Consider the following 14,752-nt stretch of genomic DNA (forward strand, 5'->3'; position numbering starts at 1 on the left):
ATCTATAATTAAGACCCATATCGGAGATGAAGACAATGCTATCGTTAGAATTTGGAGATTATGAAGTCGTATGTGTACTTCGCCAAACTGAAAAGCTGATAGTTTCATTTGCCGGGATCGGAGATCTAGCGAATGATAATCCCGATTACGAATGGATCGAATCTCTTCTTTCCTGGAACAATGCATATAGTTTTATCTTTATCAAAGATAACTCTAGAACTTGGTATACAAGTGGCACTGGCATTCAAGAAATGGCGTTTTGGCTCAGAAAGCTTATTGACGAGCTAGCCATCAAAAAGAGTATCGCCTTTGGTTTAAGCATGGGTGCATATGGTGCGATGATTGTAGATAATCTCGTCCAGTTTGATCTTGTTATTGCTCTATCATCAAGGGCCAAAGTAGGCGCTCAAGCGGGTTTTGATCAGAGGCTTGAATCCTTATCATTGAAAGTGCGTGACCACCCTAACAATGACTTACTGAATCTGATCAGAGACGACGGAAACTACGTATATCTTTATAGCATTGATGATCCATGCGATATGATGCATGCCACACGTCTTTACAGCATCAAACAACCGAATATGCGCTTCTTCAAAACACGTGGTCAGCATAATATTGGCTACAATATAAAAAAGACGTTTGGACTTGATTCATTTTTCGACTGGATGTTCATCCACGACTGCACCACAACGCATTTTGCGTTCACACCATTTACTGATTCTGTAGTAGAAATTGCGTGTATCCTTGAGCATTTAGGTCATCCTGACCGTTTAAGTTATGATGATTATTTAACATCTTTTCTGAATTTTGACATCGAACATATACCAAGAATTATTTTAGACGACATTTTGAAACACACAGTCGATAAGACCCTTACGTTATTCGAAGAGAAGAGAGATTCAAGAAATATCAGCTGTACCGAACACGTTCGGTTACATCTATTACCCATTGTCCCTTACTGCTATCTAAGCCCTGAAGAGTTCGTTCGGAACCTGGCTTTTGGATGGAGTGATCTTGAACCACACGGATGCTGGGCAGTGGGAAGATGGCACGGTATTGAGGGTCGCATTATTGGCATAAGCGGCTCAAAGCATGTCCTTGCTATTGAGTACGATATTTATCTACCTAACGGCAAACCTCAAAACATCAGATTTTTCCTGAATGAAAAAGATATCCCGATAGCACAGAAAAATTATGAGGGCAATGAGAATTCAGACGTTGTAATCATCCCTATTTCAGAAAGTACTATATCTCTATTAATTGAAACGCCAGATTTCACAAGCCCCAAGGAAAATAACGATGGCGACGACCACAGGCCGCTTTCGCTATTTATTAAATCCCTTGCAATCATTTCAATACAATGAACCCACATATCAATAATTCTGTGGAATAGCTACTACACTAATCAATTTCAGCTAACTAGCCAATAGGCTTGAAATTTTGGGAGTTCATATGGCAATCAGTCACGAAGAAATTAACAATGCTTATCGCTACCTTCTGGGTCGCCAACCTGAGTCTGACTCCGCGTACGCTGCATACCAACCCGTGAACTCAGTAAACGAACTATATAGAATTATTATAGATTCAACCGAATACCAAGCTAAGAAGGATAACCTCAAACGAATTTTTATAATCGGAAATTGTCAGTCAGAGGTTCTTGCAAACCTCCTTGAATCTATGGTGCCAGAACTAGCAGCAGTTTCGTGCTTGGTTACTGCAAAGAAATTAGAAGAGATTTGTGTTCCGAATGCCCTATCTAACCAATTCACTGAAGCTGACCTTATTTTAATTCAGTCCTCTCCCAACGATCCCATACCCTCAAGAATTTTAAGCATCTACGGAGAATATAAATCGAAAATACGTTTGATTCCAAATATTTATTATGCACTTTATCATCCGGACATTATATATGTACAAAACGATTCCGGAAACATTAAAGGCCCAATGGGCGAATACCATTCTGGTTTAATATTATTTGCTTGGAAGCAAAGTTTAAGCTTAGGCCAGACGGCCGACCTTTTTACACGAGACGTGTATGCTCATGTAGGCTATTTTGAACACGCCACTTCCTCGGCAAACCTACTGTTAGAAACTGGCATTAATGTCGGAATACCGTTAGACCATTTACTGGAGCGTTGGCGCTTTAAGGCTTGTTTTATGCACTCTATGAACCATCCGAAGCTGAATGTCCTCGCCGATATAGCACGCGCGGTACTGATTCGTGAAGGCATGTCGTATATACCTGGGGTAGAGCAGTACATGGAAGACTCTCTAGCTCTACACCCGTGCTGGCCAGTTTATCCAGATATTGCAGCAGTGTATGGAATAGAAGGCAGCTATTTTTTTAAACAAGTCACTGATCGTTCCTCAAGCAAGCCTAAAATGATAGATCTGAACGAATTGATTGCTCAATCATTTGAGATCTATGACAAATATGAAAAATCATCTCTCAACTCTTCTGTACTAGAGACATCTTTTTTCAAGTCTTTACCCGCTTTTCTGAAAACACGCAACATAAATCATAAACATCAAAGCTTGAACCCCTACTTAAACCTACACAAAATGCAGTATTGGCGCCGCAGTATGGAAAAGATTTCAATTTCGGACGTCGATCCGGTGATCGGATCTCGATTCACGATTGACAAGCATAGCCGGGTTGCGACCGCAGGCAGCTGTTTTGCACAACATATATCACGCACTTTAAGCGCTAATGGATTTAATTACTACGTTACCGAAACAGGCAGTCATCTGTCAGCTGAAGAATCCTTGCAAAGAAACTTTGGTGTGTTCTCCGCTCGTTACGCCAACATTTACACCTCGTCGCAACTCTTACAGCTTTTCGAGGAAGCTTTTGGCATATTCAAACCTACGGAATCATATTGGACAAGGCCTGATGGAAAATATGTAGACCCTTATCGGCCGCAGATAGAGCCTCAAGGATTCTCATCTATTCAAGATTTGATTAGCTCTCGAAAAGAGCATCTGGATTTAGTTCGAACAATGTTCGAGCAGCTCGATGTCTTTGTCTTTACTTTAGGACTTACGGAAACTTGGCGATCGAAAATAGATCACTCGGTTTTTCCTATTGCACCGGGCGTAGCGGGTGGTCGATACGATATATCCAAATATGAATTCCTTAATATAGAAACTTCTGACGTAATAAACGATCTGGAAAAATTCATCATCCATCTTTCAGCTGTCAATCCGAACGCCAAGATCATACTGACCGTTTCTCCAGTACCACTGGTCGCAACATACGAGAATCGGCATGTACTCACGTCTAACACTTATAGCAAATCTGCACTTCGATCCGCTGCAGACGCTATTGTACGAAGACATCAACACTGCGATTATTTCCCTTCTTATGAGATCATAACTGGCAATTATAGCCGATCACAATTTTATGCAGACGATCTACGCTCGGTAACAGAGGCTGGAGTTAGCAAAGTTATGGGCTTATTTATGAAATACTATGCCTGCTCTAACCAAAGTCCAGTTGATGAAGCAGCTGACGCACGAAGCCAAGAGATTTACAAACAATCGCTGATCCAGAGCGCTGTAATCTGTGAAGAAGAACTCCTGGATAAGCCCGCACAAGAACATTGACTTATCCCTGACTAGGCTGCTCTACGACTCGGTATTGTAAGCGCTTTGTCAAGCCATGTGAAGCAGTTCTCGGATGCTGTGCTCCCGATTCCCTCAGGAGCCAGCTTGCGAAGATGCATACCGCTACCAAAATTGAAAAATTGTGTCCGCATTTCTAACGAATAGACATCCGAAGATTTGTCAATTGCCTAGCTTCACAGCCGAGTTAGACACAAATGATTGATGTTTATCCTCGTCCTTTCTGTGTTCTTCAATAAAACCTGAAACCAAGTAAATGCTCCATGCTCAAAAAGTTCTGTTTCTGGCGTATGCGCCTTTATTTTATCTGTTCAAAGTCTCGCCTGAAGCCAGTCACATGAGATATTTCTTTAGCGCCCGGAATATTAATTAAATGCTAGCTAGCTTCGACATACAGCGAAATCGTGTTACTTATTTTTTGGCGCCGCAACTCTTAGTCTTACTCGGCATAATCCAGACCATACCTGCCTAGCCCGAAAAAAATTCAAATAATTTTTCCCCGGGCAAACGCTGCAGGATAAACCAAACTAGCTTTAGATAAATCAGAGGAAATATTGGCCGGCCAAAATAGCAGACTATCCTATTATCTCTTTGTCGCCGCGGATTTGTAATCCTGTAAATAGCTGATACGGTAACGCCGTAACTGCGCCTCTTCAGACTACCTAGATGGACAACGTCGCAGATGCGCAGCCTGGTGTTGATCGCCCACCGACGCGGTAAACACGAATTCAGGAACACCATTCGTTGATTTGTTGAGGAATTTATTACGCATAGCCTAGCGCCGACGCTAGGCTATGCGTCTGTCCCTAAAGGGGGAAGTTACGAATGCGACTGCATTGCGCTGACTTGCTCCATGCGGTACACGCGCACGTCTTGTCGTGCATATCCCAGCACGCGCGCAAGTGCTCCCGATTCAGCCAGCGAGCAGTGGCCTCCTCGGAATCGACGTTTCCCGCTCCACCCGGTTGCTTCAGCCGTCAAGGTCCTCTTGTTTTGGTCCTTATGCGTAAACGATATGTTTGCCAGAGTGATACCGCCACGCTCTTGCGACAGCACCTGATTAGCCTGAGTGCTTCCCCCTGCGTCGTCCACGTGTATTTCGTCGACTCGAGGAACACCCCCCTTCAGTCACGAGAAAGCATGCCGATAAGGTCATCAGGAATGGGCATCGTGTGTCGTCGGACGTGCCGTGACCTACCTTCGCAAATAGCAGCACCGTCATTAAGACCAAGGCCGGTCAGACGTACGCGAAACACAACGCCAGTTTTCAAGCCAGGCTCAGCGGCTTGAACTCATTACCGATTCATCCCCGATTCTTGCGTTCTTGACACGGCCAGACATGCCTGCCCTGGAGTTTTTTACATGTGTTCGATGTGCGATGCGCTCACCCAACTCTGGGTTAACGGAGCGACCAGCCAGGGTGTGAGCACACAGACACCCACCTCCCAAGCCCAGCTTCAGCATCTGACGCTGGACCAGCAAGCAAGCTACCTCACCGATGGCTTTTGGCACGACGCCACTGGCGGCTCCCAGCACCATTTTGACGTGCACGCTGGTGGCTCACTCACCGTCAACCTGGCCAGGTTAAGCTCAACCGCGCAGGTTGTTGCTAAGTATGCGCTGCAAACCTGGACAAACGTCAGTGGCATCAAATTCGTGGAAACAGCCGCCGCCGGCGCGATCAATTTTAGCGAAAACAAAAGCGGTGCCTACTCCAGCTCCAACTATGCAGGCAGCATTATCTCGAACAGCAGCGTCAACGTCGCTTCGGATTGGGTGAAGTACGGTTCGTATTATGTGCAAACCTACATTCATGAAATCGGCCACGCGTTGGGGTTGGGCCATGCGGGCAATTACAACGGCAGCGCGGCTTTTCCCAACAATGCGTTTTACCAGGAGGACAGCTGGAAGTATTCGGTGATGTCCTACTTCAGTCAGGACGAGAATACGTATTCCAATGCTTCTTTTGGCTACGTCGTGACCCCCATGCTGGCAGACATCGTGGCCATCCAGTCGCTGTACGGCACCGCCGTCACCCGTACGGGTGATGATATTTACCGTTTCGACACGGCTGACGCCACAACCGGAACCGACTTCATGCTCGGCCGGGTAGCCACGATCTATGATTCGGGCGGCAACGACACGATCAACGTGAGCACCTATGTCGGCGCCCAGACAGTCGATTTGAGAAGCGAAGCTTTTTCCAGCGTATACGGCGGTCTATCGAATATTGCAATCGCACGCGGGACGGTCATCGAGAATGCCGTCACCGGTGCAGGCGCAGATACGCTGATCGGCAATGCAATAGGTAATTTTCTTGATGCGGGCGCGGGCAATGACCAACTGCAAGGCGGCGATGGCAACGATCGGCTAATGGGTGGGACTGGCTCGGACATGCTTAATGGTGGTAGCGGCACGGACACAGCGATGTATGCCGAAGCAGGTGCCAGATACTTTGCAACTTACAAAGCCGAGCTTTTAAGCCAAGGCACCCTCAGCGTTCACGATGCGCAAACTTCCGACGTGGACATGCTTTCAAGCATCGAAAAGCTGGCTTTCATGGACCAAACCGCCACTCTCGACGAAGTGCTGATGGCTTTCCGTAGCCGATACGGGACGTTCAACGCCGACAGTGACGCCATTGTCTCGCTAAGCTTCGGCTCGGAGCTTCATCACATCGCGCTCACCGAGAGTCAGGCTGACGTTGCCAGGCTCTATACACTCTTCGGACGCACGCCTGATTACCAGGGCTTGAATCACTGGCTGACGCAACAGGCGATGGGCAGTTCGCAGGCAGAGATTCGCGATGCCTTTCTGAATTCCGCTGAAGTGGTGCAGCGCTACAGCGGGCTAGATAATCGAGACTTTGTGCTTGACCTCTACCAGACCCTTCTGCATCGCACAGGCGATGACGCAGGTGTGGCTTACTGGAACACGCTGCAGCAGGCTGGTTTGAGTCGAACAGCGGTCATTGATAGCTTCCTGAATTCGCGCGAGAGCCGCGACCTGTCGCAAGGCGAGACGGGATTTATAAAGATCGTGGCTCATAACGCCTGGAACAATCTGGATATGGTGGTGGGCAAAGGCTTGGCCACCGGCACGGTTGGCGATGACCAGATCAGTGAGCAGGAAGTCAGGCTTGATAGCAATGGGGTTTCCCATCTGGTCGGCAACTCTGGTATCGACACCTTCATTTTCAACGATGTTGCATCCGCCTACACGATCAGCGCACTCGATACCGACACGCTATCAGTCAGCCGGTCGTCGGGATCTACTGCGCAGTTCAATCTTGATAGCTTCAACGTGCTCGATTTCGCAGATCGCGAGCTGTTCATTCTCGACGCAGCGCAGGCAAGCATTGGTCGTCTGTACACCATTCTGGATCGTATTCCCGATACCGAAGGCCTGAAGTACTGGCTGTCTCAAGGCGCCGCGAGCGAGACCGGTACCCAGGTTGCGAATGCATTTGTGCAATCTGCCGAATTTTCCCAGGGCCTGCCCGATGACAGCAACGCAGCCTTTGTCGACCATGTTTATCACAAGGTGCTAAACAGAGGCAGCGATGCTGACGGTTTGGCCTATTGGGTCCACTCGCTGGACACAGGTACAAGTCGCGGACAGGTGGCATTTGATATCGCCAACGTGGAAGAGTCCGTCGCACTGACCCAAGGGGATGCCGGGTTCATTCAATTGATTGGGCACGCTGATTGGGTTTGATGAACTCGCGTTAGAGATTGGGTGAATCACCTTTGCCGTGGCAAATCCTCGCAAGATTTCATCCGATCTGGCTGATCGGAAAACGCATTTGCAGCCCTGATCGCGTTCTTCGGGCATTTATCATGCATAGCCTAGCGTCAACGCTAGGCTATGCATCTTTCCTTAAGGCAACAGCTCAACTTCTCGCAACCCTACGCCCAGCCGCCGGGGATCATCCGACAGCCCTCGCTCAAGCGCTGACTTCGCATTCTCTACATGCACATCCAGTGTCAGGATCGGGACTTTGCAGCTATCCACTTTCACCTTGACCGGGATCAAGCCATCCGCAGGCAAAGCCCCGTCGAACAGAACATTGCCGTCTTGGCTGATCTGTACAGGTTGATCTGCAAAGCTTTCGACGTGCAGGGTCAGGCTGAGGCTCCCTTTCCCTGCGTAGGGTTGCGCCGAGTTGCACGGCAATACCAGCGTAGCGTTCGCGCTCGACCACCGTCCCCACGGCTCTGTAGCAAACCAGCCATCACCTATCATGGGTGAGCCGGTGCCAGTGGTGCCTACCTGATAGCTACCGGGAACCATTATGAATGCGGCAGAAGCAAGTTGGTCTTTGCTGAGTTGGACATACTGGTCTTCGGTCACTCCCGCGAAGTCGGTCTCTACCAGATTCTCCAGCTTTTTGAGGTCGAGGGTGCATAACGACGGTGCTGTGACCATGCGCTCGCGTTGGCCTGCGAAGACAAACAGCTTGTGACAGTCAGGCCCAAGTACCGCACGCGGCTTCAACACCTTGATGGCTTCGCCATACCCGGAGTAGCGTTCGGTGAACACTTCGGCTGGCGGGTAGTAAATGCCTGGGACGTTGGTCTGAATGACGTTGGACAACCACGAAGGAGACGAATATTGCTCGGGCTTGACGGGATTGTTTTGCTGTATGCCATAGATCCCAAGAGCCAGTAGCATCAAGGTCCACAGCGCTGTCATGACGCGCCCGAAGGGTAGGCAGCGTGCGACGAAATAGACAACCGGGAAGAATGCCGGCAGGTACCACAGCGAGTAACGGGCGACACCTGGGGTGCCTGCGGAGTTGAGGTTTATGGTCGATGAATGAGCATAGAAGTTGATGAGGAAGAAGGCGCCCAGGAAAACATAGAAGGCCCTGTCGCCACCCTCCCCGGCTCTGGGTTTCGCCCATTTCAACAGCGCCACAGCGGTCAGGATGAAGAACACACCTACCGGCCAGTTCGGCAACAGGCCCAGGTCCGGATCGAGGATCCAGATATAGAACGTCGACAGATTACTGCCTAAGGAAGCGCCACCGGCGAGCAGTTGCGGTGTGATCACACCGAATCTTAGAAAGTAGTAGACCGGGTGCGCCATTACGGCAAAGGCGGTGCCGACTACCAGGCACACTTCGAATAGGGTGAAACGTTGCGTGCGCAACAGCACGAAGCGATAGGCGAACGGAATGAACGCTACCAGCGCGAAACTCGGGTTTTGCGTGGCGGCAATGCCGATGGCCAACGCACCCGCCAGGTACAGCCTGGAAAAGACGAACATGATGCCCATCAAGGTCAGACAGTAGGTCAGCACTTCTGTGTGAACCTTGTCTGTGAACCAAAGCATGGGAGAGAAAAGCGTAAGCACCGTGAAGACGCCGATGCCGCGCTTTCCATACAACCGGTAAGCGGTCATACCGGTAATGCATAGCAAGAGCCAGTGCAGCGCCAGGAACGCTTGGTGGGGCACAAGAACCAGCCCTACGAGGCTTACTGCCTTGCTGACGACAAAGGCCAGGAAGCTGTAGAACCAGAAGTGGTTGAAATCAGCCATGTCACCAAGTTGGAGTGCAGGAAACGCGGTCTGCAGCCACTCCAGCGTGACCAGATCGGCGATGCCGTGTTCCGAATAGAGCTGCTGGTAGGAGGCGAACGATGCGGGGTTCATCCAAGGCCGCAGCGTATCGCGCCAGGCCAGGTACATGGCGTAGTACTCCGAGCCATCACCCACGCGCACGGGCGCCAGGCGGCTCAACAGCAAATAGAGGAACAGCAGGGCCAGGCAAATGCCTACGTAGACGCCCATATGACGTTGTTGCGGCTGGTGAAGTACGGTTTTCGTGTCACGCATAAAGTCGACTTCCGTGCATGCTTACCGCTGGGGCTGTCAGGCCGGCAGCGGCGGGTTGGAAATGTTTAAGGCGATACCCCGTTCTATCTCGCCCACGATGGATGTCGGCAGGAGTTGGCGAAGGACTGCTGTTACTCAAACGTCAATTCCTTAACCGAGAAGCTCAATTCTCGAGTGTCTTCACTCAATCCCAGTGCCTTGGGTGAGATGGCGTCGGGCGCGTCGAACTCGACCACGTAGCCACGCTCGGTGGGTGCCGGGATTGCAACCTGAATGGGTTCTACCAAGCCTTCATAGAGAAACTCTCCTTCATACACGCGCTGGCCATTGACCTTGATCAACAGTCTTTGTCGCGGATGAGCGGCGCTCAGGAAAGGCGTGATTTTTACCTTCAGGGTATTGGGAGCAACGCTGGGTCGAAGCCAAGTAAAGCGCCCGCGTGGGGTCTGCATCCAGCGCCCGTGTGCCTCTGGAACGCTGAAACCGTCGATGCTGCCCACAGGCAAGGTGCTGTCGGAGGTAAAATCGAAGGAGGTCTGCTGCTTTTCAACCTCTTGCGCCAACGTCGCCAGGCACGCGGCCGAGTTGACTACCAGTAGACGGTTGCTGTTGCGCCGGCACTGGGGGCTGTCATAACGGGGAGTACCGGGCGCGGTGATGACATTGTCGTACTTGCTGAAATCGGTAATGGCGTGGGTGTAGAAGATTTCAGGTGTGGCGTACTTGCGTGAGGTACGAGCGATCGCCAAGGTAAACATGTAGTCGAAGGTCGGCTCCTTGCTCAGACCTATCACCACATCCTGCTTGGGCGACACTGCCGGTGTGTACTGGCTGGCCAGCAAGCCGGTCATGCTTTTTTCGAGCTGTACGAGCTCGGACACGTCGAAATCACTCTTGCGCGGCGTGGCGTTGGTTGCGATACAGAAGAACAGTACGGCCGCGCTGGGTGCAAACAGCCAACCCGGCAACTGCAACGCTCGGATTCGGGGCCGACGCAGGACCAGAGCGCCCAAGCCGACACTGGCAAGCACCAACAATTGCGTCAGCAGCCCGTTTCCGTACTTCTTGACTGCGTAATCGGAGCCATAGCCAAACTGCGCCAGAACCATCTGCAACAGGCAGAGCGTGGCCATGGCCATGCCTAGCGCCGACAGGTACTTGAGCACGGGCCAGGCGTACTGGCCATGAGGTCGCAAGTAGGCCCACGCGGCCGTAATGGACATCGCCATTACAGCCAGGCAAACGGTGATCAAACCCACCGGGTAGCTGATTCGATCAAAGCCCAGGCCGCCGTTGTTATCCGCGATCTGGCGCATGGCAGCGAATGCCGGATTGATCAGTACGCCAGCCAACGCACAGGCCGGGACGATGAGTGCCGGCAGCAGCCAGACCCTCAGTCGCGGGTCCGAACGGCGAACCTTGATGCCATCCACAAGTAACACAAAACCAAGCACACCCAGCAGCTCAAGGGTGGGCAACAGGTGTATGCCGGTGTTGATGAAGATGCCCATGACCAGAACGAAGTAGGCGCACCAGCGGCCGGCCTTGCGCTCGGACAGCAGACCGATCGCGATGACCAGCATGGTCACGCTTTGCGCCATCAACTGAGAGAAGAAGTAGTTGTCGACCAGCTCTGCGCCGTGCACTTCCAGGTGGAAGACCCGCTTGTTGAGAAATGAGAGCACGGCAAGGCAGACGATGCTCGCAACCGCCAACGCACGCGGCAGCGTGCCCAGCAGGTAGACGTAGCAAAACCAGATCAGGAAAAGTGAAAGCAGCGCGGTCAGGTGCAAGCCGAGCAACGGCGAACCCACTATGAAGCCTGCGACCGCAGCCACGATGTGGCTCAGCCGAGGGTAGAAATTCATCTCGCCCATGGAGGGATCGGTGGGATTACCGAGGTTGAATTGCTCGCCTATCCTGAACACCAGTACGTAGTGGTGGGCCAGGTCAACGGCATGCCCCCACAGCGCGTCGATGTTGAGCGCTACCAATAGCGCCAAAGCCACGAACATCAAACAGACCATCAGCTTTGACGGCACATTTCCTGCGTGCATTTGCTTCTCCAAGATGAGCGTACCCATCATCCTTTATGGGACCCTTCAAAAACGGCTCCGGGCGTCTGCACTGGTCAGACACCCGGAGATTTACCCTACCTGTGCAACCGTATTTACAGCCGCTTGGCGATGGCTCGGCCTTCGCGAATGGCGTAGTTGGTACCACGGTCTTCCGGATAGATCTGCGCCATGGTCGAGATTAAGGCGTTGTCGTACGGCGTCGAGGCATCTGGCACGTACTGCGAATAGTTACGCTCGGTCACCGGCTGTGCGTATTCGGAGCGCCATACCTTGTAGTCGACTACCCAGTCCTTCTCGAACTTTGGGAACATACGCTTGAGGTGGCCCAAGGCGAAGTCCAGGTACTGTTCGTCGTTATAGCCCCACACCGGATCCTGGGTTGCCAGGTAGCGCGACAGGTAAGCGATGTGCGTGCCCTTGTAGTTTTCAGGGGTGTCGAAGTTGGTGTGCTCGATCACGCCCACGAACGGGAAGCCCGGGTCGTTGACGTTCAGCCAGTAGGTATCGGACAGGCTGTGCTTCAAACGCAGCACCAGGCACATGTTGCCCAGGTACTTGACGCGGCGCAGCTTGGCCAGCCACTGGTCGTCGGCCTTGCCTTCGAACAGGTCGGCGATCAATGGGAACGACGGCGTGAACAGGAACTTCTTGCCGGCGATCTCGCCCTTGTCAGTGGTCACGGCGGTGATCTGCTTGCCTTCGGTGACCAGGCCCTGGACTTTGGTGTTCAAGGTCACTTCGCCACCGTGCTCGCGGATGGCCGAGACCAGCGCTTCAGCCAGGCGACCGAAACCGCCCTTGAAGTAGGCCAGCTCTTCGCCGCCCTTGTCGTTACGGGTGCTGCCGCGCAGTACCAGCTTCTTCCACATCCACACGGCGTTGACGGCTTCGGCGTAGACGGAGAACTTGGAGTCGATCAACGGCTCCCAGACCACCTTGTACACCGACTTGCCGCACATGCCTTCCAGCCATTCACGAATGCTCAGGTGCTCGATGGACTTCCAGTCCTTGATCTTGCGCACTTGGAACACCAGCAGGCCCAGGCGAATACGGTCGACGAAGGACAGTGCCTTGAAGCGCAGCAGGTCCAGCGGCGTGGAGAGTTTCCACATGCGGCCGTTGAAATACATGCCGGTGCGGGTCGGCAGCAGAATCACGTCGCCTTCCAGACCCAGTTCCTTGACCAGTTCAGGTACGAACACGTCGTTGTTGAACCAGTGGTGGTAGAACTTCTCTACACGCACGCCATCGTCGAATTCGAAAATACCGGCCAGGCCGCCAGGGGTGGAGTCCGCTTCGATGACTTGTACGCTCTTGCCTTGCTTGGCCAGTACATACGCTGCGGTGAGGCCGGTAAAACCGCCCCCTACAATCACTACGTCGTAGTTATTCATTGATGATTACCAGAATGGATAGGGTCTTGATCACTTGCGGGCGGCCTTGAACAGAGCCGGCCGGGACCAGATGGCCAGAGCACCGACGATAGTGGTCGGCAGCCAAAGCGCCAGGTGTACGATCACGGCGTAACTGCCCGCTTGCGCGGAGGTACCGCCGATCAGGGAAACTGCGGTGAATGCCGCGAGGTGGAACGGACCTACATAACCGGGTGAAGACGGCGCAAGCGTGGACAGAGTGGTGATCGCCATGACCAGCAGAGCCATCAACGGCGTCGCCTCGAGGCCAAGACCTTGCAGGGCGAAATAGAACAACCCCGCCTCGCCCATCCAGACCAGAACCGACAACAGCAGCATCGAGCCCAGCACGCGCGGGCGCGACATCACGTCGAAGCTTTCGAACAGGCCAGCGATGGTGCGGAAAATCTGCTGCAGTTTGGCCGAACCCCTACTCGCTTCAGTGCCGCCGCCCAGCTTGTTGAACAGGCGCGCGAAACTGCCGGAGAAGAAGAAGCCCACGGCGAGGGCGATACCGCCCAGCAGTGCCAGCACCACTGCGCTTTCGCGCAATGCAGGCGGGACTTGCAGCGTCTGGATGGCGAGCACGCCCAGGGCGAGGCAAGCCAGCAGTGTGACCAGATCGATCAGGCGCTCGACCACCAGGCTGGTTGCCGCTGCAGTTTTCGTCACGCCCATGGCGCTCGGAAATACCAGCGCACGAACCACGTCACCCAGACGCAGCGGCAGCACATTGTTGAGCGCAATCGCACCCAGGAACGGCGCGGCGCAGTTCTTGAAGCTGACGTGGTTACCCGTAGCCGAAAGCATCACCGACCAGCGGAAGATCCGCACGCAGTAGCCGAACGCCAGGGACAGCACACCCAGGATCAGGTAGTGCCATTCGAACTGCTTGAGGGCGTCAACTACTTCGGAGAACTTCACCAGACGGAAAATCGCCGCCAGACAGATGAGCGTGATGCCGCCCCCTATCAGGTGCTTGATCCAACGCCTTTCTTTTACCGCTGTCGCTTGAGTCATGTGTTTGCTCAGATCCGCCACGGGGCTTTGTTGGCGGCCCACAGGGCTTCGAGCTCGCGCTTGTCACGCAGCGTGTCGCAAGGCTGCCAGAAACCTGTGTGGTGGAATGCAGACAGTTGTCCGTCCTTGGCCAGGTTTGTCAGCGGCTCGCGCTCCCAGGAAATGCTGTCGCCATCGATGTACTTGATGACTTCGGGCTCAAGGACGAAGAAGCCGCCGTTGATCCAGCCAATCTCGTCGCTTGGTTTTTCTTCGAAGCTCGACACGGCATTGTGGGCGTCGATGTTCAGTACGCCGAAACGGCCAGGGGGCTGGACCGCAGCAACGGTGGCCAACTTGCCGTGCTGACGGTGAAACTCTACTTCGGCACTGATGTTGATGTCGGACAGGCCGTCACCGTAGGTCAGGCAGAACGTTTCGTTGTTCAAATAGGGAGCAACGCGCTTGAGACGGCCACCGGTCATGGTTTCAGGGCCGGTGTCGACAAGCGTGATTTTCCAGTCTTCGGCCTGGCTGTTGAGGATCTGCGTATCGCCGGTTGACAGGTCGATGGTCATGTCCGACATGTGGCGGTAGTAGTTGAAGAAGAACTCCTTGATGACATAGCCCTTGTAGCCCAGGCAGATGACGAAGTCCTTGATGCCGTGATTGGCGTACGAACGCATGATGTGCCACAGCAGCGGCTTGCCGCCGATCTCGACCATCGGTTTTGGCTTGGTGTCCGACTCTTCTGCGATGCGAGTACCCAGGCCACCGGCCAGAATGACAGCTTTCATA

Annotated in this window: 8 protein-coding genes; 3 read left to right on the top strand and 5 right to left on the bottom strand. The window is 52.8% G+C overall.

The genetic code is table 11. From position 1 onward, the window contains the following. Nucleotides 1-35 precede the first annotated feature (35 nt). From IFT76_RS01650 to IFT76_RS01660, 3 genes are all read left to right on the top strand, one after another. Entirely contained in the window at nt 36-1,364 is a 1,329-nt protein-coding gene (locus IFT76_RS01650; protein WP_192057205.1) for a hypothetical protein, read from the top strand. Nucleotides 1,365-1,452: 88 nt separating this feature from the next. After that, complete coding sequence (locus IFT76_RS01655; RefSeq protein WP_192057206.1) at nt 1,453-3,606, top strand: GSCFA domain-containing protein; 2,154 nt, start codon at nt 1,453-1,455, stop codon at nt 3,604-3,606. 1,380 nt (nt 3,607-4,986) lie between these two features. Continuing rightward, on the top strand, nt 4,987-7,341 hold the full coding sequence (locus IFT76_RS01660; protein ID WP_192057207.1) for a DUF4214 domain-containing protein: 2,355 nt from the start codon (nt 4,987-4,989) through the stop codon (nt 7,339-7,341). A gap of 162 nt (nt 7,342-7,503) precedes the next feature. Here the strand turns inward: IFT76_RS01660 and IFT76_RS01665 are convergent, their stop codons facing one another. The 5 genes from IFT76_RS01665 to rfbF all read right to left on the bottom strand — a co-directional run bounded on the left by IFT76_RS01665 (nt 7,504) and on the right by rfbF (nt 14,751). After that, on the bottom strand, nt 7,504-9,465 hold the full coding sequence (locus IFT76_RS01665) for a hypothetical protein (RefSeq protein ID WP_192057208.1): 1,962 nt from the start codon (nt 9,463-9,465) through the stop codon (nt 7,504-7,506). Nucleotides 9,466-9,596: 131 nt separating this feature from the next. After that, the gene (locus IFT76_RS01670) at nt 9,597-11,480 is read right to left on the bottom strand and encodes a hypothetical protein (RefSeq protein WP_192057209.1); all 1,884 of its coding nucleotides are present in this window, start codon (nt 11,478-11,480) and stop codon (nt 9,597-9,599) included. A gap of 155 nt (nt 11,481-11,635) precedes the next feature. Then, a complete protein-coding gene (locus IFT76_RS01675) occupies nt 11,636-12,937 on the bottom strand; it encodes an NAD(P)/FAD-dependent oxidoreductase (protein WP_185793498.1) in 1,302 nt (433 codons plus the stop codon). A gap of 30 nt (nt 12,938-12,967) precedes the next feature. Then, nucleotides 12,968-13,975: a lysylphosphatidylglycerol synthase transmembrane domain-containing protein gene (locus IFT76_RS01680; RefSeq protein ID WP_192057210.1), complete on the bottom strand. Its 1,008-nt coding sequence runs from the start codon at nt 13,973-13,975 to the stop codon at nt 12,968-12,970. 8 nt (nt 13,976-13,983) lie between these two features. After that, nucleotides 13,984-14,751 (bottom strand): glucose-1-phosphate cytidylyltransferase, encoded by a 768-nt coding sequence (gene rfbF / locus IFT76_RS01685; RefSeq protein WP_122714167.1) that lies wholly within the window; start codon nt 14,749-14,751, stop codon nt 13,984-13,986. Nucleotide 14,752 lies beyond the last annotated feature (1 nt).

The organism is Pseudomonas sp. CFBP 13727 (genome assembly GCF_014841915.1).
GTDB lineage: Bacteria > Pseudomonadota > Gammaproteobacteria > Pseudomonadales > Pseudomonadaceae > Aquipseudomonas > Aquipseudomonas baltica.

Coding starts and splice junctions, on each gene's coding strand:
- IFT76_RS01650 (WP_192057205.1), top strand. CDS start 36: ATGCTATCGTTAGAATTTGGAGATTATGAAGTCGTATGTGTACTTCGC.
- IFT76_RS01655 (WP_192057206.1), top strand. CDS start 1,453: ATGGCAATCAGTCACGAAGAAATTAACAATGCTTATCGCTACCTTCTG.
- IFT76_RS01660 (WP_192057207.1), top strand. CDS start 4,987: ATGTGTTCGATGTGCGATGCGCTCACCCAACTCTGGGTTAACGGAGCG.
- IFT76_RS01665 (WP_192057208.1), bottom strand. CDS start 9,465: ATGCGTGACACGAAAACCGTACTTCACCAGCCGCAACAACGTCATATG.
- IFT76_RS01670 (WP_192057209.1), bottom strand. CDS start 11,480: ATGTTCGTGGCTTTGGCGCTATTGGTAGCGCTCAACATCGACGCGCTG.
- IFT76_RS01675 (WP_185793498.1), bottom strand. CDS start 12,937: ATGAATAACTACGACGTAGTGATTGTAGGGGGCGGTTTTACCGGCCTC.
- IFT76_RS01680 (WP_192057210.1), bottom strand. CDS start 13,975: ATGACTCAAGCGACAGCGGTAAAAGAAAGGCGTTGGATCAAGCACCTG.
- rfbF (WP_122714167.1), bottom strand. CDS start 14,751: ATGAAAGCTGTCATTCTGGCCGGTGGCCTGGGTACTCGCATCGCAGAA.